Origin of the sequence: Phyllobacterium pellucidum, assembly GCF_013327855.1 — a bacterium.
In the GTDB taxonomy this organism is placed as follows: domain Bacteria; phylum Pseudomonadota; class Alphaproteobacteria; order Rhizobiales; family Rhizobiaceae; genus Phyllobacterium; species Phyllobacterium pellucidum.
This window is the reverse complement of sequence record NZ_JABUMX010000007.1, coordinates 161,810-181,919: the sequence shown is the minus strand read 5'-3', so window position 1 is coordinate 181,919 and position 20,110 is coordinate 161,810. Positions and strand designations below refer to the sequence as shown.

The 20,110-nt window shown below is 59.4% G+C and carries 17 protein-coding genes; 8 read left to right on the top strand and 9 right to left on the bottom strand.

Features of this window, described 5'->3' with window-relative positions:
- Positions 1-43: 43 nt before the first annotated feature.
- Both HQ945_RS21230 and HQ945_RS21225 read right to left on the bottom strand, forming a co-directional pair.
- Positions 44-1,858 (bottom strand): ABC transporter ATP-binding protein, encoded by a 1,815-nt coding sequence (locus HQ945_RS21230; RefSeq protein ID WP_174208481.1) that lies wholly within the window; start codon positions 1,856-1,858, stop codon positions 44-46.
- A 16-nt stretch (positions 1,859-1,874) separates the two neighbouring features.
- Complete coding sequence (locus HQ945_RS21225; protein WP_113282276.1) at positions 1,875-3,086, bottom strand: aminotransferase class V-fold PLP-dependent enzyme; 1,212 nt, start codon at positions 3,084-3,086, stop codon at positions 1,875-1,877.
- A gap of 105 nt (positions 3,087-3,191) precedes the next feature.
- Between HQ945_RS21225 and HQ945_RS21220 the strand changes: the two genes are divergently transcribed.
- Positions 3,192-4,019 carry an IclR family transcriptional regulator gene (locus HQ945_RS21220; RefSeq protein WP_425500684.1) on the top strand — a complete coding sequence of 276 codons (828 nt, stop codon included), beginning with the start codon at positions 3,192-3,194 and terminating at the stop codon, positions 4,017-4,019.
- Between the two features lie 11 nt (positions 4,020-4,030).
- Here HQ945_RS21220 and HQ945_RS21215 read toward each other — a convergent pair whose 3' ends face one another.
- From HQ945_RS21215 to HQ945_RS21185, 7 genes are all read right to left on the bottom strand, one after another.
- Positions 4,031-4,528 (bottom strand): RidA family protein, encoded by a 498-nt coding sequence (locus HQ945_RS21215; protein WP_051615331.1) that lies wholly within the window; start codon positions 4,526-4,528, stop codon positions 4,031-4,033.
- Positions 4,529-4,538: 10 nt separating this feature from the next.
- Positions 4,539-5,750, bottom strand: a complete 1,212-nt coding sequence (locus HQ945_RS21210; protein WP_027233140.1) for an amidohydrolase/deacetylase family metallohydrolase — start codon at positions 5,748-5,750, stop codon at positions 4,539-4,541.
- 2 nt (positions 5,751-5,752) lie between these two features.
- A complete protein-coding gene (locus HQ945_RS21205) occupies positions 5,753-6,622 on the bottom strand; it encodes an ABC transporter permease (RefSeq protein WP_027233141.1) in 870 nt (289 codons plus the stop codon).
- Positions 6,622-7,563, bottom strand: a complete 942-nt coding sequence (locus tag HQ945_RS21200; RefSeq protein WP_162737302.1) for an ABC transporter permease — start codon at positions 7,561-7,563, stop codon at positions 6,622-6,624. The genes HQ945_RS21205 and HQ945_RS21200 overlap by 1 nt, the downstream gene beginning before the upstream one ends.
- Before the next feature lie 79 nt (positions 7,564-7,642).
- A complete protein-coding gene (locus tag HQ945_RS21195; protein ID WP_113282277.1) occupies positions 7,643-9,172 on the bottom strand; it encodes an ABC transporter substrate-binding protein in 1,530 nt (509 codons plus the stop codon).
- Between the two features lie 142 nt (positions 9,173-9,314).
- Complete coding sequence (rhaI, locus tag HQ945_RS21190) at positions 9,315-10,607, bottom strand: L-rhamnose catabolism isomerase (protein ID WP_174208480.1); 1,293 nt, start codon at positions 10,605-10,607, stop codon at positions 9,315-9,317.
- Between the two features lie 20 nt (positions 10,608-10,627).
- The gene (locus tag HQ945_RS21185; protein ID WP_174208479.1) at positions 10,628-12,724 is read right to left on the bottom strand and encodes a bifunctional rhamnulose-1-phosphate aldolase/short-chain dehydrogenase; all 2,097 of its coding nucleotides are present in this window, start codon (positions 12,722-12,724) and stop codon (positions 10,628-10,630) included.
- A 217-nt stretch (positions 12,725-12,941) separates the two neighbouring features.
- On the opposite strand from HQ945_RS21185, the gene HQ945_RS21180 reads away from it, so the two are divergent.
- From HQ945_RS21180 to HQ945_RS21150, 7 genes are all read left to right on the top strand, one after another.
- Positions 12,942-13,751 carry a DeoR/GlpR family DNA-binding transcription regulator gene (locus HQ945_RS21180; RefSeq protein ID WP_091944812.1) on the top strand — a complete coding sequence of 270 codons (810 nt, stop codon included), beginning with the start codon at positions 12,942-12,944 and terminating at the stop codon, positions 13,749-13,751.
- 52 nt (positions 13,752-13,803) lie between these two features.
- Positions 13,804-14,802 carry a rhamnose ABC transporter substrate-binding protein gene (rhaS, locus tag HQ945_RS21175; protein ID WP_091924972.1) on the top strand — a complete coding sequence of 333 codons (999 nt, stop codon included), beginning with the start codon at positions 13,804-13,806 and terminating at the stop codon, positions 14,800-14,802.
- 65 nt (positions 14,803-14,867) lie between these two features.
- A complete protein-coding gene (locus HQ945_RS21170; RefSeq protein ID WP_174208478.1) occupies positions 14,868-16,388 on the top strand; it encodes a sugar ABC transporter ATP-binding protein in 1,521 nt (506 codons plus the stop codon).
- Between the two features lie 4 nt (positions 16,389-16,392).
- A complete protein-coding gene (locus tag HQ945_RS21165; protein ID WP_027233149.1) occupies positions 16,393-17,391 on the top strand; it encodes an ABC transporter permease in 999 nt (332 codons plus the stop codon).
- Positions 17,388-18,389, top strand: coding sequence for an ABC transporter permease (locus tag HQ945_RS21160; protein WP_174208477.1), 1,002 nt, complete (start codon positions 17,388-17,390; stop codon positions 18,387-18,389). Before HQ945_RS21165 ends, HQ945_RS21160 begins: the two co-directional genes overlap by 4 nt.
- Positions 18,386-18,709 (top strand): L-rhamnose mutarotase, encoded by a 324-nt coding sequence (rhaM, locus tag HQ945_RS21155; protein WP_113282282.1) that lies wholly within the window; start codon positions 18,386-18,388, stop codon positions 18,707-18,709. The genes HQ945_RS21160 and rhaM overlap by 4 nt, the downstream gene beginning before the upstream one ends.
- A complete protein-coding gene (locus HQ945_RS21150; protein WP_113282283.1) occupies positions 18,706-20,073 on the top strand; it encodes an FGGY-family carbohydrate kinase in 1,368 nt (455 codons plus the stop codon). The genes rhaM and HQ945_RS21150 overlap by 4 nt, the downstream gene beginning before the upstream one ends.
- The last annotated feature ends 37 nt before the right edge of the window (positions 20,074-20,110 follow it).

Below are 20,110 nucleotides of genomic sequence, written 5' to 3'. Positions count from 1 at the left end.
GCATAGAGGTTGGGTAGCCGCGGCGAACTTGCCGCGGCCTCTCCTACATCTGCACTAGATGTCCGCTTGAGACTTCCGCATATTGGCGCGACGGAACGACGAATTCCGGGGCGCGCACCGGGCTTTTGATTTCGTCGTTGGAAACCGGGCGCCTGACGCCGCGACGCGATGGATCAGGCACCGGAACGGCCGAAATCAGCTTCTTCGTATAGGGATGCTGCGGATTCTCGAAAATCGCTGCCCGCGGACCGATCTCCACGATTTCCCCGAGATACATCACAGCAATGCGATGGCTGACGCGCTCGACAACCGCAATGTCATGCGAAATGAAGAGATAGGCCAGGTTGAGGCTGGCCTGCAGGTCGAGGAGCAGGTTGATGACCTGGGCCTTGATGGAAACGTCGAGGGCCGAAACGGATTCATCCGCAACGATAAGCTTCGGATCGAGCGCCAACGCACGGGCAATGCATACGCGCTGGCGTTGACCGCCGGAGAACTCATGCGGATAGCGTCCGGCCATATCCGTTTTGAGCCCGACACGTTCGAGGAGATCGGCGACGCGGTCGCGGGCCTGTGTGCGGGTTCCAAGCCTGTGCTCGAGATAGGGTTCGGCAATGGCGGCGCCGACGGTCATGCGTGGATTAAGGCTGGCGAAGGGATCCTGGAAGATCATCTGCATGGTGCGGCGCATGTCTCGCATCTGCTTCGGATCCATGCCGAGGACGTTCTGACCGTTGAGCAGTACCTCGCCGCTCTGCGGCTGAACGAGGCGCATGATCGAGCGGCCGGTCGTTGATTTGCCGCAGCCAGACTCGCCGACAAGCGAGAGCGTTTCTCCAGGCTGAAGGGTAAAGGAGAGGTTTTCAACCGCATGGACCCGCCCCTCCAACTGGCCGAACATGCCAGAGTGAATATTGAAGCGCGTCGTCAGGTTGCGGACCTCAAGCAGCGGGGGCTTGTCGGCCTGCACCGTATCGGCGGTCTCGACTGGCGTATCCGATGTGCCAGTCGCGCGATCGACCACCGGGAAGCGCAGCGGCCGCTCGTGCCCTTTCATCGAGCCCAGAACCGGCACGGCGGAAAGCAGTGAGCGCGTATAGGGATGCTGCGGGTTCGCGAAGATTTCGTCGGTGTTGCCGGTTTCGACGGCCTCGCCATTATACATGACCACCGTGCGGTCAGCGATTTCCGCTACGACACCCATGTCGTGGGTGATGAAGAGGACGGAAGTGCCCTCCTCCTCCTGCAGAAGTTTGATGAGATCAAGGATCTGTCCCTGGATCGTCACGTCGAGTGCCGTCGTCGGCTCATCGGCAATCAGCAGCTTCGGTTTGCTGGCGAGTGCCATCGCGATCATCACGCGCTGTCTCATGCCGCCCGAAAAGCGATGCGGATATTCGTCGAAGCGCGAAGCAGCCGCAGGTATGCGAACCTTTTCCAAAAGCCGGATCGTCTCGGCCTTTGCCTCTGCCCGCGAGATATTGCGATGACACAGCAAGGCCTCGCTGATCTGGCCTCCTACCGTGAAAAGCGGGTTGAGGCTGGTCATCGGCTCCTGGAAGATCATGGCAACGTCATTGCCGCGCACAGACCGCATCTGCCTCTCCGGCAAGGCGAGAATGTCCTTGCCATCCAGCATGATCTTGCCTTCGATGCGGCTTTTGTCTTTTTGCAGAAGCCGCATGATCGAGAGCGACGTCACGCTCTTGCCGGAGCCGGATTCGCCGACAATCGCCACCGTCTCCCCCGGTGCTACGTCGAAGGAGACATTGCGCACGACCGGTCGCCACTGGCCATCACCAAGGAAGGACGTGGTAAGGTTCGAGACGGAAAGAACGGGGGCGGCGGGCTTTTCCATAAGCTGTCCTCTCAAATCAGTCCGGCCAGCGCATCAGGCCGGAGATACGACGGGCGTAGCGCTCTTCGAACGGAGTTGCGATGATCTCGTTGGACGCTCTCGCTTTGCGAAGTTCCTCTTCGAGGCGGCCGGCGACGATCGTTTCTTCGCCCGGATGGAGGTTGCACGGGTCCATGTAGAAGTACCCATGCTCGGCCTCGTGATCGCGGACGATGATCGGCCGCTCGCCTTTCGCCAATGCGTCGGCGAAGTCCCAGGCGGTGATATGCGCCTCGCGCGGATCGATGGTAACCCGCAGCCGATCCAGAGGGTTATGGGTCGGATCAGCTTCGATCTCCGCGGTAACGCCCGGCTTTCCGGTCAGGGTCTGCTTCCAGAGGTGGAGGTAGCCGGTTTCCTTCTCGCGAATGCCGGCGTGGTCGCGCTTCTCCCAGGCTTCGAGCGCTGCGATCGTGCCGAGGATGCTTTCCTTGCCGAGCTTCATGCCCCGTCCAACGCCCATGTTCTGCAGGAACGCACTGCGCACGAGGTCCTTGCGCCCGGCAACAATGCCTCCCGTGGGGCCGCCGAGAAACTTGTGCGAGGAATAGATCGCTATGTCGGCGCCTTCGGCGAGGAAAACCTTGAGGTCATATTCCGATGCCGCATCAACAATCACCGGCACCCCGCGGGCGTGGCATATTTCAGCGAATTTCTTCAGCGCAACGAGGCCGTACTGAACGGTATGGTGCGAGACAACAAAGACGGCCGCAGCCGTACGCTCATTGATTGCCCCTTCCAGATGATAGGGGTAGCAGGACGTAGCCTGGCCGACCAGTACGGCCTTGGCGCCGGCAAGCTTGATAGCCTGATCGACTGGAGCCCCGTAACTTACCACATGGCCGGTCTGAATAAGGACCTCATTCTTGAGTCCGGTTGCATCAGGCAGGCGCTCGATCGCGGCCAGATCAGGTCCGGTCATTGTCGCGGCAACCGCCAGGGTAATGCCGGCGGAACAGGACGCCGTAACGAAACCGGCCTCGCCGCCTGTCAGACGGGCAATGACGGGACTTGCCATGCGGTGCAGGTCGTTGATTTCGACGAATTGCGGCAGTATGGAACTCATGGCCGCGATTGCTTGCGGTACGACGATCGAAGCGCCAAGCGAGGTCATCGTGCCGGATACGTTGATGACGCGGCGAAGCCCGAGGGATTCGCGTATATCGGACGGTGTTTGTTGGTCTGTCATGGTCTTCCCCTTGAGGTGCCGGCCGGCAAGTATTCCATCGGCTTGGCAGCTATGCCTTTATAATGTAATAATTCGTTGAATGACTCGAACGGTGCGGAGTGTGGCGTGGACGCAAAGATTTCAGACATGGAGAGCACCGGCGGCATCGCGAAGGAAGACAGCGCGAAGGCGCGCCGCTCGCGTGTGAGCGGCATCGACCGTGCCTTGCAAGTCATCGATTATCTTTACGAGACCGGCAGCCCGGCGGGTGTCTACGCGATCGCCAAAGCAATTGGAGCACCGCTCTCCACGGTCTATGTGATCGTCGATGACCTTGTCGAAAAGAACATGCTGTCGCGCAACAGCGACAGTTCGGTATGGCTTGGCGCGCGGCTTTATCACTACGGTCTTGCCTATGCTCGCTCGCTGGATTTTCTCAACGTCGCCAACCACGAAATGCACAATCTCAGCCGCATATCCGGCGAGACGGTGCAGGTGTGCGGACGCGATGGCGACCATATGCTGGTTCTTGCCATGGCCGACGGGCCGGGTCATTTTCAGGTGACGTCCCGCGTCGGCACGCGCGTTCCACTCAACTGGACGGCGTCGGGACGCCTGCTCGTAGGGCATCTGCCGGAAGCCGAGCGCCTCGACCTTTTCGAGCATTGCGCCAAGTCCTCGCCGACGGGCCGCGCCGTCATTGACCCCGCCGTACTTTCGGCGTCCGCCAGGCAGGCGCTTGATGCGCGGCTTTCCATTCAGGCCGGAGAGTCCGATTATGCCGTTGCCTGCGTTGCCGCGCCGATCTGCGACGACAAGGGCGCATGCATCGCCACGATTTCCATCGTTCTGCCGGAACAGAAGGTCAGCGACAACCCCGAACGCTATACCAACGAGGTGAAGGCCTCGGCGGAGCGGATCGAAACGGTAATGGGCTGGCGCAGTCATACGTAGGTTCCTGGCGTTCAGTTTTTGAGTGCGACGATCGCCTCGATCTCGACGGTTATATTGCCCGGGAGCGAGCCGAAGCCCACTGCCGAGCGCGCATGGTTGCCGGCTTCACCGAAGACATTGATGAAAAGGTCCGAGCAGCCGTTGATGACCGAGGGGTGATCGGCGAAGTCGGGAACGGCATTGACCATCCCCAGCAGCTTGACGACCCGCTTCACCCGGCCAAGATCACCCAGCGCCGAATGCATGACCGCAAGGAGATTGATGCCGGTTAGGCGGGCATGCTCGTATGCCTCCTCGACCGAAACATTGCCGCCGACCTTGCCGGTGTGAAGATAGCCATCATTCTCGCGCGGCCCCTGCCCCGACAGATAGAGCATGTTGCCCTCTTGGATATGGGTGACGAAATTGGCGATCGGGCTTGGCGCCGGCGGCAGGGTCAACCCGAGCGCCTTCAAACGATCGTAGGGTGATTTGCCGGCGCTGACTGCCGGGCTGGGTATGGTGCTCAAGACGTGTTCCTCAGCGGTAAGAATAGGGCGCTATCGCACCCGAAGTTTCAGGTTTGGCGGGTTGGTAACGACCTGCCTTGACCAATTCGTTGCCGAGCACTGCCCAGCGCGGTTCGAAGAGCTTTTCGAGCCTCGCTTCGTAGCCCATGGAGTCGATGACAGTGAGATCGGAGTCGTCGAGCTCGAAGATGGTGAAATCGGCGCGGGTGCCGACGGAAAGCAGGTTTTCGGTAGGCAGTCCAATGGCCGAGGCAGGCGAAAGGGTCACGGCCTCGACGACCTTGTCGAAGGGCATGCCGACGTTCAAAAGCTTGGACATGGTCGTCGCCAGATCCCAGACGGCAAAGTTGAGGCTGCGCAGGTGTATGTCCGTCGAGATCGAGAAGGGCAGAAGACCGCGCTGGATCGCCACTTCCGCGACGCGGAACGAGAAGGATGCGCCGCCATGGCCGATGTCGAGGCGGATGCCCTCCCCGGCGCAACGCGCCGCGAGTTCGAACAGGTCTTCATCCTCGATGATGCTGCTGCCGACCTTTCCGTTGAAGCAATGGGTGATGATATCGCCGGGTCCAAGAATCTCGAGTACTTCATCATAGAGGGCGGGCGGTTCGCCCACATGCACCATCATCGGTATCTTGAGGATCTTGGCGATCTTCTTGCCGACCTTGACGGGCGTAACGCCCCATGAGCCGGTGATTACGTGGCTGGCGCGGACCTTGAGGCCGACAATATGGTCGCGGTTTTCGTTGACGCAGGCGACGGTACGGTCGATGTCGATCGAACGGATATCGCTAAGCTCGCTGACGCGGTTGCAGGCAACGAGGCCGATGGAGCCGAGGTTCAGGAAGGCCTTGATGCGCTCGCGCGCCGGATCGATGATATATTCGCGAAAGCCGTGAAAATTGGCCTCTCCGGCCGATCCCGCATCGACGATCGTCGTAACGCCGCGCTCGGCGCCGCATAGTTGTGGGCGCACAGAAATGTCGGTGCCGCCATGCCAGATATGTGTATGCAGATCCACCCAGCCTGGGGAAATCCAGGCGCCGTTGCCGTCGATACGGCGAATGTCGTCCTGAACATTCAGCGAGGGGCCGAATGCAGCGATCTTGCCATCGGCATCGACAAGAATGTCAATGCGGGACGACGGCATACCGGGTCCGAAGGCAACCGGCCTTACGTTGGTCACAAGCAGGCGACCATCGGTTGCGGGGGAGGCAGACATGATCAGAGATCCTTTCTGAGGCGGGGGTCAAGAAGATCGCGGAAGCCGTCGCCGACCATCTGCAGCGACAGAACGGCGAGCACGATCGCGATACCGGGGAAGAGGGTCATCCAGTCGGCCTTGCCGATATATTGGCGACCTGATGCAATCATCGTCCCCCAGGTGGGTACTTCCGGGCTGACACCAAGGCCGAGGAATGAAAGTCCGGCTTCGGCCAGCATGGCGCTGGCGAAGAGGAATGTGCCCTGCACGAGAATGGGAGAAAGAAGATTGCGCAATACGTGCCGGGTCATGATGTGGCGTGTGGAAATCCCGAGCGATGTCGCCGCTTCCACATAGGGGAGTTCACGAATGACAAGTGTCGAGGCCCGCACGATACGGGCAAGGCGCGGCGCATAGACGATACTGAGCGCCACGATCACGGTCGTGAGCGATGGCCCAAGCGCAGCAACGAGCGCGATGGCAAGGAGAATATCCGGGAACGCCATCATCGCATCGATGAGACGCGTGATCGGCGCGTCGAGCTTCTGGAAGAAGCCGGCGAGCAGGCCGAGCGTGACGCCGATGAGCGAGGCAAGGACGACCACTGCGAAACCGACGAGAAGTGAAAGGCGCGCCGAGTAGATCGTGCGCGAGAAGACGTCGCGGCCGAACTCGTCGGTTCCGAAGAGGAACTTCATGTCCGGCGGCTTCAACCGGTTGACGATCGAAAGCTTGCTTGGCGAGAACGGCGTGATCAGCGGTGCAAAAACGGCAAGCAGCACGAAGATGGCCAGCACGATCATGCCGAACAGCACAGTCTTGCGGCGGATCAGGACGCGGAAGAATTTGGAGCGCTCGCTGACGGGCGCGGTGGACACGATTTCGGTCATCAGTAGCGCACCCTTGGATCAACGACGAGATAGAGCATGTCGATGGCGAAATTGATGAGAACGTAGAGCGCCGCGATAATCAGCAATGCGCCCTGGATCACCGGGTAATCGCGGCGCAGCACTGCCGAAACGACAAGGCTGCCGACGCCGGGAAGTCCGAACACCGTTTCGGTCACGACCGCGCCGGAAATCAGTACCGCGGCGGTGAGGCCGAGAACGGTAAGGATCGGAATGAGTGCATTCTTGAAAGCGTGTTTCAGGACGACGCTCGCCTCGCCGACGCCCTTGGCTCGAGCGGTTCGAATGTAATCGTCGCCGAGCACGTCAAGCATCGAGGCGCGGGTGAAGCGCATGATCAGCGCGGAAGATACGATGCCGAGCGCGAAGGCCGGGAGGACCAGATAAGACAGGCGTTCGCCAAGCGAGGTTCCCGGGCCGCCATAACCGGAGACCGGGAACAGTCCGAAGCGCACGGCAAAAACCTGCATAAGAATGAGGCCGAGCCAGAAACTCGGAATACTGGCGGCGAGCATAGCAAGGGCCGTTGCCGCCTGGTCGAACAGCGAGCCCCGCCGATAGGCGGCGTAGACGCCGATCGGAATGGCAATCACGCTGGCGATCAGCAGGGAAAAGATGGTGAGGAAAAATGTAGGCTCGGCCCGTTGCGCGAGCGCCCGCAATACCGGTTGGTTGAGAAAGATCGACTGGCCGAGATCGCCTTTGAGAAGGTTGCCGATGAAAAACACATATTGCACCGGTATCGACTGGTCGAGCCCGAGGCGCTGGCGCAGCTCGGCGATATCGGCGGCGGTCGCTTCAGGCCCGAGCATGACGGCGGCGGGATCACCCGGCGTGACGCGGACGATGACGAAGACAATCGTCACCACCAGGAACATCACGACAATCATGCCGATAAAGCGTTGAATAATGTAACGGAGCATGTGGCCAATCGATCCCAAATTGACGAGGACTGGGCAGCCGGGCGCAGTTGGCACGTCGCCTACCGCACCCGGCAAAGCACTACTGCTTGAGCGATACGTTCCAGAAATATGGCCACGGTGCAGGCGTGAAACCTTCGAGCTTCGGTGACTTCGCCGAAAGCGCATTGAAATCGCCGATCTTGATGATCGGTACTTCGGCATAGATCACCTTCTGCACCTCGGCCCATAGGGCGATGCGCTTTTGCGGATCGACCTCGGAGTTGAACGCATCGACGGCGGCCTTGCGCGCCGGCGTGTCCCAATTGCCCGGTGCGCTCGTCGACATGGCGCCGATCAGCGCAGGTTCGGGCAGGAACGGGCTGTGGCTGATATAGATATCCCAGAGCTTGGGATCGGCACGGCGCTGCGTCAGCGTCGCCCAATCGACGACCTGAAGATCGACGGTGAATCCGGCAGCCTTCAGATATTCCGCCGCAACCTGCGCCATCTTGTAATGAAATTCATACTGCCGGCTGGTGAGAATGCGCAGCGGCTCGCCATTGTAGCCAGCCTTTTTCAACTCCTCGGCAGCCTTCTCCGGATCGGCGACATTATAGGCGCCTTCGGTTCCGGCTTCAGTCTTCCAGTTGTAGCCATCAGGATACATGGACGGATTGAGCGCATAGAAGTCCGTGCTGCCGAAGGCGGCAGCCAACATGTCTTCTTCGCTGAGCGCATCACGGACAGCGAGGCGCAGATCCTGATTCTTGGTGATGCCCTGACTGGTGTTCATCACGAAGACCGGCCAGCCAAAAGGTTTGAGGAGGACCGCCTCGGTCGTTTTCTGGCCTTTCAGCTGTTCGTAGGATTCGACCGGCAGGCTGTCGACATAGTCGAACTGGCCGGAGAGAGCGCCCTGCACGCGCGTGTTCGCGTCCGGTACGGGAACGAAGCGGATTTCATCGAGATACTGATGACGCGAGCCGCCATAGCCGTTCTCGTCGCCTTCGGGCGACTTGTAGCCGTCAAAGCGGGTCAGCTGGATGTACTGGTCGGGCTTGCGCTCTTTCAGCATATAGGGTCCGGTGCCGACCGGTTCGGTCATCGGGTTCTGCTGCTTTTCGCTTGGAAGGATAATCGCAGCTGCATTGTTGAACGCGAGCAGCGAGACCAGCGGCGCGTAAGGCGTATTCAGCGTGATCTTGACCGTCGCGGGATCAAGAGCTTCGATCGAGGTGATCATAGAGGCGGTCTGCTTGCCGCGCGATGCAATCTGCGTCCAGCGCTGCAGCGATGCGACGACGTCGGCCGAATCCATATCCGTGCCATCGTGGAATTTCACGCCCGTGCGCAGCTTGATCGTATAGACCTTGCCGTCAGCCGAAACTTCCGGAAGGCTCGCGGCAAGAAGCGGCGTGACGTTCCAGGCCTTGTCGAATGTATAAAGCGTTTCAAAAATGTGCTGGGAGACGATGCCGACGAGATCGGCCGTCGAGGCCATCGCATCGAGCGTTGGTGGTTCGCCGATGGTGGCAACATTGATAACGCCGCCCTTGGACTGGGCGAAAGCGGATGGGCTTAGAGCAACAAGTGCCGAACCTAGAAGGAGCGCAAGCTTCAATGACTTCATGACAGTTCCCTTCGTATTCCACTATAATGGATTATAATGCTTTATAGTAGAATAAGACCAAATGTGTAGAAGGCTGTCAATTCAAAAAAGGAAAAAGCAGCGCCTGGGCGCTGCTTGTTAATCCTCGAGAGTCGAAAAATGACTAGACGATGCCGCCGCTTCCCGCGGTGCTTGCGGGACGCTTGTCACTTACGAATTGCCGATAGCCGCTATGGCGATAGGCGGCGATCGGATCGATGGCCCCACCCGCCAGCAGGCGCGCTTCCGCGAGAATTGGCTCCACATCGGTGCGATAGGCGCGCTTCAGCGTATCGGACGCCATGAGCGCATCGTTGTCGTCCTGATAGCCGGCAAGAGCTTCCCGATCGACGAGCAAGGCCTGGGCATAGGCACGGCGGATCTCGTTGGCGCTCGATATCAGGCTTTCGATCGGATCGGTCACATTGTGCGACTGGTCGATCATGTGCGCAGGATGGAAATCCGTCACGCCGCGATGATCGGCATCGACCAACTCGTTGAAGACGAGAAAGAGGCGGTATGGATCGATGGACCCGGCATCCAGATCGTCATCGCCATATTTGGAATCGTTGAAATGGAAGCCGCCGAGCTTCTTGAACTGGATGAGACGAGAAACGATCATCTCGATATTGGTGTTGGGCGCATGATGGCCGAGATCGACGAGGCAGAACGCCTTTGGTCCGAGCGTCTGTGCGATCAGGTAGTTAGTGCCCCAATCCTGCACGACCGTGGAATAGAAGGCGGGCTCGTACATTTTGTGCTCGGAGAAGATGCGCCAGTCATCGGGCAACGCCTTGTAGACGTCCTGCATGGCGGCGAGATAGCGCTCGAAGGACTGCGCGAAATTTGTCTGGCCCGGGAAATTCGATCCGTCGCCGATCCAGACGGTGAGCGCCTTGGAACCGATGGCCTTGCCGATCTCGATGCACTCGATGTTGTGCTCGACGGCTTGCGCGCGGGTGGCGGCGTCGACATGGCTGAGCGAGCCGTACTTGTAGGAATTTGTCTGTCCCGGTGCATCCGAAAACGTGTTCGAGTTCATTGCGTCGAAGCCGAGACCGAGCGCGTCAGCATGCGCCTTGAGTTCCGCAGGATCAGCTTTGTCCCAGGGAATATGCAGCGACACCGTCGGCGTCGCGCGCGTCAGTTGCTGAACGACGGCGCAATCATCGAGCTTGTCGAAAATGCCCCTCGGCTCACCGTTGCCGGGAAAGCGCGCAAAGCGGGTTCCGCCGGTTCCGACACCCCATGAGGGCACCGCAACGAAAAATCGCGCTACCTCTTTCGTGACTGCGCCGATGTCGATGCTGCGCCGCGCCACATGAGCGCCAAGCGCCTCGTAGTCGCTCTCGTGGGCGGCAAGCAGCCGGTCGTTCTCAGACGCGATCAGGTCGTTGGATATCTTCTGTTCAGCCATCATGTCCTCCCGAGACAATCCTAACGCGTGAAGCTCTGGGCGTTGCCGGCATCGACGTTGATGATATTGCCCGTCGATTTGGCTGCCGCGTCCGAGGCAAGGAAGTATACGGCCTCGGCAATATCCTCCGGCAGCACGTTGAGCTTTAACAGCGAGCGCTTGCGATAGTGCTCTTCGAGTTCGTCCACCTGAAGGTTCGAGGAAGCCGCACGCTGCTCGCGCCATTCCCCGTTCCAGATTTTCGAGCCACGCAGCACGGCATCGGGATTGACGGTATTGACCCGGATTCCTGCCTCCGCGCCTTCAAGGGCGAGGCAGCGCGCAAGGTGTATCTCGGCGGCTTTCGCGGCGCAGTAGGCACTGGCGTTCGGCGAAGCCGCAAGACCGTTCTTCGAGGCAACGAACACGACATTGCCGCCGAGCTTCTGCCGCCGGAACAGCCTGAAAGCTTCGCGCGAGACCAGGAAATAACCCGTCGCCAGAATGTCGATGTTGCGGTTCCACATCGAAAGTTCGGTCGTCTCAATCGGAGCCGAGGAGGCTATGCCGGCATTCGAGACCAGGATATCGACACCACCGAATTCCACGGCCGCTTCCGCATAGCTGGCGATGACACCGGCCTCGTCAGTCACATTCAAGGGAACGCTGCGCACGGCATCAGATGAATAGCGCTTGGCAAAATCGTCATGGGCGAGCTTCAACGCCTCCTGATCGATATCCGCGAGCATCACGCAGGCGCCCTCCCCGAGCAGGCGTTCCGCCGTCGCACGTCCGATGCCGCCGGCGCCTCCGGTAACGAAGGCGACGCGACCGGCGAGTGATTTCGGCTTGGGCATCCGCTGCAGCTTTGCTTCCTCGAGCAGCCAGTATTCGATGTCGAAGGCCTCCTGTTCGGAAAGCCCCTGGTACTCGGACACAGAAGATGCGCCACGCATCACGTTGATCGCATTGACATAGAATTCGCCGGCGATGCGTGCTGTCGCCTTGTCCTTGGCAAAGGACAACATGCCGACGCCCGGAATAAGGAAGATCACCGGATTGGGATCGCGCATGGCGGGCGAATTTGCATGCTTGCACGCGTTGTAATAGCGCGCATAGTCGGTGCGGTAGTCTTCGAGCGCCTGGTCAAGCGAAGCAACGACGGCATCCGCATCCGGATTGGCGGGATCGAACTGGAGCACCAGCGGACGGATTTTCGTGCGCAAAAAATGGTCCGGGCAACTTGTTCCAAGCGCCGCAAGCGGGCGCAAATCGTGCGAATTGACGAATTCGAGAACGGCGGGCTGGTCGTCGAAGTGGCCGAGTTTGCGCTCCGAAACCCCGATCTTACCGCGTATCTCCGGCATCAGACGCGCTGCAATTGCGCGCCGGATTGGCTTATCGAGGCTCGCGACGGCTTCACCGCCGAAAGTCTTGCGTCCCTCCGACTTCGTGTCAAGCCAGACGATTGCCTTATTGATGATATCGAGCGTGAGTTCGTAGCATTCTTTTGCATCATCGGCCCAGGTGAAAAGCCCGTGGCTTTCGAGCACGACTCCCTTGGAATTGGGGTGGGCGGCAACATAGGCGCTGAGATCGAGACCGAGCTGGAATCCGGGACGGCGCCAGGGCAGCCAGCCGATCTCGTCGCCGAACACTTCCTGCGTCAGTTCGCGCGAATTCTTCGAGGCGGCAATGGCGATGATCGCATCGGGATGCATGTGGTCGACGTGCTTAAATGGCACAAAACCATGCAAGGGGGTGTCGATCGATGCGGCGCGGCTGTTCAGGTTGAATGTGCAGTGTGGTAGGAACCCCACCATGCGGTCTTCATCCTCGACGCCCCTGTAGATCGACTTCAGCGATTCCAGCTTGTCCATATACAGCGTCGCGAAGCCATCGAGCTTGATGGTGCCGACATCCCCGCCCGAACCTTTGACCCACAGGACTTCAACGGTCGCGCCCGTCAGAGGATCGGTTTCGCTGACTTTAGCCGAGGTATTGCCCCCGCCGTAATTGGTAATGCGCTTGTCGGCGCCGAGCAGATTGGAGCGATAGAGCAATTTGCCAGGCTCATCGAGCCCGGCTGCTTTTGCATCGTCCCAGCGGTTTTCCAGAAGTTGGACCCTGTCTGCCATATTCGCCTCCCGATAGGTCAATTGCCGGTCTGGCTCGATTTGCCAGCGCCGCGATTTCCTTTAGCTATGGAGCACAACCGGTTTTATTGTCAATCATAAACAATCAAATCCAATCATATTAGCATCATTGTGCAGTGCAATATGAAATTATTTGATTGAAGTTGATTGACACTGATCACAACTTTGCGCAATAAATCTTGGCAGGAGGAGACGACGAATGCACGAGCGTGAGCGCCACCGCATCATCTTGAGCGCTGTTCAGGAAAAGCCGGTCATCACCATTCAGGACATCGCCGATCTGACGGAAGCGTCAGAGGCAACGATCCGCCGTGACATCGCTTCGCTTCACGTCAAGGGCAAGCTGCGCCGTGTGCGTGGCGGCGCCGAAGCCGTCCATCCGCCGCAACTGACGCCGCTCGCAGGTCGACATTTCCATGTCTCGGAATCCGAAAACGCGGACAAGAAACGTGCCATTGCCAGGGAGGCCGTGGCGTTGTGCGAGGAAGGGGACGCCATCATCATCAATGGTGGCACCACCACTTTCCAGATGGTGCATTTCCTCGCGTCGCGACGGCTGCAGGTCATGACCAATTCTTTTGCCATTGCCGAACATCTGGTGAAGAACTCCAAAAGTTCCGTGATCGTCCCGGGCGGCGCCATCTACCGCGAGCAGAGCATCATCCTGTCGCCTTTCGACAATGACGTGACCCGCAACTTCTACGGAAAACGCATGTTCATGGGCGCGCAGGGCGTTGGTCCGTTCGGCGTCATGGAATCCGATGCGCTTATCATCCAGGGCGAGCAGAAGCTGATCAACCAGGCCGACGATCTGGTGCTGTTGGTCGATTCGACGAAGTTTTCGCGCCGTTCCAGCCTGATCCTGTGTCCGTTGCAACGGGTGGCGACCATCATCACCGATGACGGCATTACCGATGCTGACCGGAAAATGGTGGAGGATGCTGGCATTCAGCTGATCGTCGCCAAGGTCAATCAGGACAAGTCACGAAATTCCGCTTCGGTCGCTTGAGGGCGTAGCGGTCACTATCCAACGCATGGTTCAAACTCTGGGAGGACAGACAATGAAACTATTGAAGAAACTCATACTGGGATCGGCATTCGCCGTTGCCATGCTCGCAACGCAGGCGCAGGCCGCCGATACGGTAAAGATCGGGCTGGTCGTCAAATCGCTGGGCAATGGCTTCTTCGAAGCTGCCAACAAGGGCGCGCAGGAAGCTGCCAAGGAACTCGGCGGCGTCGAAGTCATCTATACCGGTCCGACCTCGACCACGGCGGAAGGCCAGATCGAGGTGATCAACGCTTTGATCGCGCAGAATGTGAACGCCATCGCTGTCTCGGCTAACGACCCCGATGCGCTTGTGCCGGCACTGAAGAAGGCCATGGCCCGCGGCATCAAGGTTATTTCCTGGGACTCGGCTGTCGGCAAGGATGGCCGCATCATGCACCTCAATCCGTCATCCAACGAACTCATTGGCAAGATGTGCCTGCAACTCGCCGCCAACCATCTGAAGGACGGCAAGGGTGATTTCGCCATTCTCTCGGCAACCACCACCTCGACCAACCAGAACACCTGGATTGCCGAGATGAAAAAGCAGTTGCCGAACTTCCCGGGCCTCAACCTCGTTACCACCGTCTATGGCGATGACCTTTCCGACAAGAGCTACCGCGAAGCACAGGGCATCCTCACCTCCCAGCCGAACGTGAAGGTCATCGTCGCGCCGACAACGGTCGGTGTCCTTGCGGCCTCGCAGGCCGTCGCTGATGCCAAGAAGATCGGCGATGTCTATGTCACAGGCCTCGGCCTGCCTTCGGAGATGGCCGGCGCTATCAAGTCGGGCGTTACCAAGGAATTCGCCATCTGGAACCCGATCGACCTTGGCTACTCAGCCACGCAAATCGCTTATCGCCTCGTCAAGGGCGAGACGGACGGAGCGCCCGGCAGCGAGATCGATGCCGGCCGCATGGGCAAGATCAAAGTGGGCGAGAACGGCGAAGCCGCCATGGCCGATCCATTCGTCTACAACGCAACGAACATCGACCAGTTCTCGAAAATCTTCTGATTTTCGACACTGCCCCCCGCCCGGCAGCACGTCTGCCGGGCATTCCTTCACTCTCGGAATGCTCGATGAACCAGATTGCCATGTCAGATCAACGCTTGGAGACGCCGCTTCTCGAAATGCGCGGAATTTCCAAGTCGTTTCCCGGCGTCAAGGCACTCAACGACGTCAACATTGCCCTCTATGCGGGGAAGGTGACGGCGCTGATCGGCGAGAATGGTGCGGGCAAGTCGACTCTGGTGAAAATTCTGACCGGGATTTACCAGTCTGATGAAGGCGAGATCCGCGTCGATGGCGATGCCGTCAGCTTCACCAATGCGCAGGACGCCATCGATTTCGGCGTTACGGCGATCCATCAGGAGACGGTGCTCTTCGACGAATTGTCGGTGGCCGAAAACATCTTTCTCGGCCACGCGCCGAAGACCAGGCTCGGTTTCGTCAACTGGAAAGCCGTCAATGCGCGGGCTCTTGCGCTGTTGCATTCGCTTGAAAGCAATATCGATCCACGCACCCGCCTGAAGAATCTTTCGATCGCACAGCGCCATCTCGTGGCGATTGCGCGGGCACTCTCCGTCGAAGCTCGCATCGTCATCATGGACGAGCCGACGGCGGCACTATCGCGCAAGGAGGTCGATGATCTGTTTCAGATCGTTCGGCGGCTGAAGGGACAGGGCAAGGCGATTCTTTTCATCAGCCACAAGTTCGACGAAGTTTATGAAATCGCCGACAACTATGCGGTGTTCCGCGACGGCAAGGCTGTCGGCAGCGGCGTGCTCGCCGGCACCGGGCAGGACGAGATCGTGCGGCTGATGGTTGGCCGATCCATCGAGCATGCCTTTCCCAAGGTGGAAATTCCGCTCGGTGAAGCGGTGCTATCCGTCGAGAACTACACGCATCCGACGGAATTTCGCGATATCACCTTCACGCTGAGGAAAGGCGAGATTTTCGGCATCTATGGCCTGGTGGGTGCCGGCCGTTCGGAGATCTGCCAATCCCTGTTCGGCGTGACCAGGCCGTCCGGCGGCAAACTGCGGCTTCATGGCGAAGAGATCACGATCGGCTCTCCGGGCGAGGCGATCAAGGCTGGTATCGTCTACGTTCCCGAAGAGCGCGGCCGTCACGGCGCGGTTTTGGAACTGCCGATCTACCAGAACATATCGCTGCCTTCGCTGACGCGCACGTCGCGCTCCGGCTTTTTGCGCGCGTCAGAGGAGTTCGCGCTTGCCAGGAAATACGCCGAACGGTTCGATCTTCGCGCCGCGGCGCTTTCTGTTCCTGTCGGAACGCTCTCGGGCGGCAACCAGCAGAAGGTCGTCATAGGCAAATGGCTGGCGACACAGCCGAAGATCCTCATCCTTGATGAGCCGACCAAGGGTATCGACATCGGGTCGAAGGCGGCCGTTCACGCATTCATCAGCGAGCTCGCCGGCGAAGGCCTCAGTATCATCATGGTTTCCTCTGAGCTGCCGGAAATCCTCGGCATGTCCGACCGTGTGCTCGTCATGCGCGAAGGGCTTTCGGCGGGCATTTACGAGCGAAACCACCTCAATGCCGAGACGCTGGTTCGAGCCGCAACCGGGAATGCGTGAAATGATCAGACAGTTGTTCAAATATCGCGAAATGCTGCTGGTGGTGGTCATCGCCATTCTCGTCGCAGCATTTTCCACGCGCTCACCCGGCTTTGCCCGCCCCGCAAATCTTGCGAACATCTTTAACGATACATCGATCCTGATTATTCTCGCGCTCGGGCAGATGACGGTGATCCTGACGAAGTCGATCGACCTTTCCGTTGCCGCCAACGTGGCATTTACCGGCATGGCGGTCGGCATGTTGAATGCGGCTCATCCCGATTTGCCGCTCGCCGCCATCGTGCTTGTGGCTCTCGGCATAGGCGCTGTCCTTGGTGCAATCAACGGTCTGTTCGTCTGGAAGCTGGGTATCCCGTCGATTGTCGTCACGCTTGGAACCCTGACGATTTATCGCGGCATGGCGTTCGTCCTTTCAGGAGGCGCCTGGGTTAACGCTCACCAGATGACCGAGCCCTTCCTGCAGACGCCGCGGCAGCTCTTTCTCGGCTTGCCACTTCTTGGTTGGACGGCAATCGTCATAGTCGGCATCATGTATCTCATCATGTCGCGCACATTCCTCGGACGCGCTATCTATGCTTCCGGTGGCAACCCCACGGCAGCAGTCTATGCAGGCATCGATGTCGGGCGGACGCGGTTCTATGCATTCGTGATCTCCGGCACGCTTGCCGGGCTCTGCGCCTATCTTTGGGTATCGCGCTATGCGGTGGCCTATGTCGATATCGCTGCCGGTTTCGAACTCGATACGGTCGCAGCTTGCGTCATCGGCGGAATCTCGACCCTTGGCGGCATCGGAACCGTAGCGGGCGCGGTGCTCGGAGCTCTGTTTCTCGGTGTCATCAAGAATGCGCTGCCGGTCATCGACATATCGCCCTTCGCCCAGATGGCGATTTCGGGTTCGGTGATTATTGCCGCCGTCATATTCAACGCGCGCCAGGAACGCCGCCGGGGCCGCATCATCCTGCGCGATCGCGGTGCATCAGAAGAGATAGGGGTGGCAGCATGAGCGCGGTTTCCGAAAGACGACAGATTCCCGATCGCCTCGGCACATCCACGACGCGGCTGTTCGCGAGTTGGGAAGCGCTCCTATTCATGGTGGCGGTACTGATCTTCATCGCCAATGCCTTCGCCTCGCCCTACTTCCTCAACGCATGGAACCTATCGGACGCGACCTTCAACTTCACTGAAAAAGCCATGGTCGCCTTTGCCATGGCGCTGCTGATCATTTCCGGCGAGATCGACCTTTCGGTGGCCGCAATCATCGCCCTCGCCTCTACCGCCATGGGCGCGGCGGCGCAGGCAGGCATCGGCACTCCCGGACTCGTCCTCATCGGCATTGGCATTGGCCTCGGCTGCGGCCTCATCAACGGTATTCTCGTGGCAGGACTGCGGTTGCCGTCCATTGTCGTGACCATTGGCACGATGAGCCTGTTTCGCGGCATCGCCTACATCGTGCTTGGCGATCAGGCCTATGGCGGCTATCCACCTTCGTTCGCCTATTTCGGCCAGGGCTATGTGTTCTGGGTCATTTCCTTCGAGTTTTTTCTTTTTGGCGTGCTTGCCGTGATTTTCGCAGTCGTCCTGCACGCGACCAATTTCGGTCGCCGCATCTATGCGATCGGCAACAACGAGTTCGCGGCCCGTTTCTCCGGCATCCATGTCGAGCGCATCAAATTCACCCTGTTCCTGTTGACGGGTCTCATGGCGGGAATTGCTTCCGTTTGCCTGACCTCGCGTCTTGGATCGACACGCCCCTCGATCGCGCAAGGCTGGGAACTCGAGATCGTCACCATGGTCGTTCTTGGCGGCGTCTCGATCCTCGGCGGCTCGGGAACGATTGGCGGCGTCGTTATCGCAGCCTTCGTCATGGGGCTCGTGACGTTCGGACTAGGGCTCCTCAATGTGCCCGGCATCGTCATGTCGATCTTCATCGGGTTGCTGCTGATCACAACGATTACCCTGCCGATCATCATCCGCCGGTTGGGACGCAGGAAGCCAGCATGAGCGAGCTTGAAAAATACGCTTTCAAGATGCACCTCAATCCTGGCATGGAAGCCGAGTATCGACGCCGCCACGATGCGATCTGGCCGGAACTCGCCAGTCTTCTCCATGATGCGGGCGTCAGCGACTATTCGATTCACCTTGACCGCGAATCCAACACGCTCTTTGGTGTCTTTACGCGTCCGAGCGATCACGGAATGCAAGGTTTGCCCGATCATCCGGTCATGAAGAAGTGGTGGGCGCATATGGCGGACATCATGGCGACCAATGAGGACAACTCGCCGGTGCAGAGCGAACTTGTCTGCCTTTTCCATATGCCATGACGTCGCGCCACAACATAGCCGTCCTCGATATCGGCAAGACCAATGCCAAAGTGGTGGTCGTCGATGCCGCGACCGGAGCCGAGATTGCGGCGCGCAGCGTCGCCAACACCGTCATCCGCGAGGGCCCATATCCGCATTACGATGTAGATATGCTCTGGGATTTTGTTGTGGGCGCACTGGCAAGTTTCGTTAAGGCGCCGAGTGTCGATGCGATTTCCGTTACAACACACGGGGCGGCGGCGGCGCTGCTCGGCGATGATGCGCTGGCCATGCCGGTGATCGATTACGAATATGAATACCCGGAAAGCGTGCGCTCCGCTTACAGGAAGCTGCGCCCGCCCTTTGCGAAGACCAGTTCCCCGCTTCTCTCCGGAGGATTGAATGTCGGTGCGCAGGTACATTTTCAGAAGACCGAGTTTCCTGAAGCCTTCGCCAAGGTGCGCACGATCCTCACCTATGCTCAATATTGGGTGTGGCGGTTGACGGGAATTGCCGCCAACGAGGTTACCTCGCTCGGCTGTCACACGGATCTGTGGAATCCGCAGGCAAATGCCTATTCGAGCCTCGTCGATACCTTGGGTATTCGTGATCTGATGGCGCCCATTCGCTCGGCCTTTGAGCGGATCGGCAATTTGGCGCCCGCTGTCGCAGGTAAGATCGGCGGCGACAGGGCTATCCCGGTCTATTGCGGCATTCATGATTCCAACGCTTCGCTGCTTCCCCACCTTATGACCCGAAAATCGCCCTTCGCGGTCGTATCGACCGGAACCTGGGTCGTTTCGTTTGCTGTCGGCGGGCAGCTCGACCGCCTTGATCCTGACCGGGACACGCTCGCCAATGTCGATGCCAACGGCCATGCCGTGCCTTCCGCTCGGTTCATGGGCGGGCGCGAATTCGACATTCTCACCGCAGGCGACAAGCGCGAACCCGATGCCGGTACGCTGCGCGATGTTGTGGACAGACGGCTGATGATTTTGCCGGGCGTCGTCAATGGGTCCGGCCCCTTCCCGCAGCGCAAAGCCGTTTGGCCGAACGGGGAACCTTCCGATAGCTTGGAGCGAAATTCCGCAGCTTCGCTCTATGCCGCCTTGATGACGCATACCTGCCTTGGACTGATCGGCGCTTCGGGGCCGACTGTCGTGGAGGGCCCGTTTTCGCGCAACGGCGTTTACCTCTCGGCGCTGCGCTCGCTTACCAGCCGCGAGATCATTGCGCTGCCAGGCTCGACTGGTACAAGCCTCGGAGCCGCGTTGCTCGCCGGCGCCACATGCGATCTTCAACAGTCAAGCGTTATGGTTGAGCCCCTTGACGAAGAATTCCTGGCCTATGCCGCGGAATGGCGCGAGCGACTGTCCGACAAATGAGAAGGCGGGCCCTTGAGCCCGCCTTCGCTTCGAGACG

What these genes read in the sequence shown, in the direction of transcription:
- HQ945_RS21230 (WP_174208481.1), bottom strand. Translation starts at nt 1,858, where the DNA reads ATGGAAAAGCCCGCCGCCCCCGTTCTTTCCGTCTCGAACCTTACCACG.
- HQ945_RS21225 (WP_113282276.1), bottom strand. Translation starts at nt 3,086, where the DNA reads ATGACAGACCAACAAACACCGTCCGATATACGCGAATCCCTCGGGCTT.
- HQ945_RS21210 (WP_027233140.1), bottom strand. Translation starts at nt 5,750, where the DNA reads ATGTCTGCCTCCCCCGCAACCGATGGTCGCCTGCTTGTGACCAACGTA.
- HQ945_RS21205 (WP_027233141.1), bottom strand. Translation starts at nt 6,622, where the DNA reads ATGACCGAAATCGTGTCCACCGCGCCCGTCAGCGAGCGCTCCAAATTC.
- HQ945_RS21200 (WP_162737302.1), bottom strand. Translation starts at nt 7,563, where the DNA reads ATGCTCCGTTACATTATTCAACGCTTTATCGGCATGATTGTCGTGATG.
- HQ945_RS21195 (WP_113282277.1), bottom strand. Translation starts at nt 9,172, where the DNA reads ATGAAGTCATTGAAGCTTGCGCTCCTTCTAGGTTCGGCACTTGTTGCT.
- rhaI (WP_174208480.1), bottom strand. Translation starts at nt 10,607, where the DNA reads ATGGCTGAACAGAAGATATCCAACGACCTGATCGCGTCTGAGAACGAC.
- HQ945_RS21185 (WP_174208479.1), bottom strand. Translation starts at nt 12,724, where the DNA reads ATGGCAGACAGGGTCCAACTTCTGGAAAACCGCTGGGACGATGCAAAA.
- HQ945_RS21180 (WP_091944812.1), top strand. Translation starts at nt 12,942, where the DNA reads ATGCACGAGCGTGAGCGCCACCGCATCATCTTGAGCGCTGTTCAGGAA.
- rhaS (WP_091924972.1), top strand. Translation starts at nt 13,804, where the DNA reads ATGAAACTATTGAAGAAACTCATACTGGGATCGGCATTCGCCGTTGCC.
- HQ945_RS21170 (WP_174208478.1), top strand. Translation starts at nt 14,868, where the DNA reads ATGAACCAGATTGCCATGTCAGATCAACGCTTGGAGACGCCGCTTCTC.
- HQ945_RS21160 (WP_174208477.1), top strand. Translation starts at nt 17,388, where the DNA reads ATGAGCGCGGTTTCCGAAAGACGACAGATTCCCGATCGCCTCGGCACA.
- rhaM (WP_113282282.1), top strand. Translation starts at nt 18,386, where the DNA reads ATGAGCGAGCTTGAAAAATACGCTTTCAAGATGCACCTCAATCCTGGC.
- HQ945_RS21150 (WP_113282283.1), top strand. Translation starts at nt 18,706, where the DNA reads ATGACGTCGCGCCACAACATAGCCGTCCTCGATATCGGCAAGACCAAT.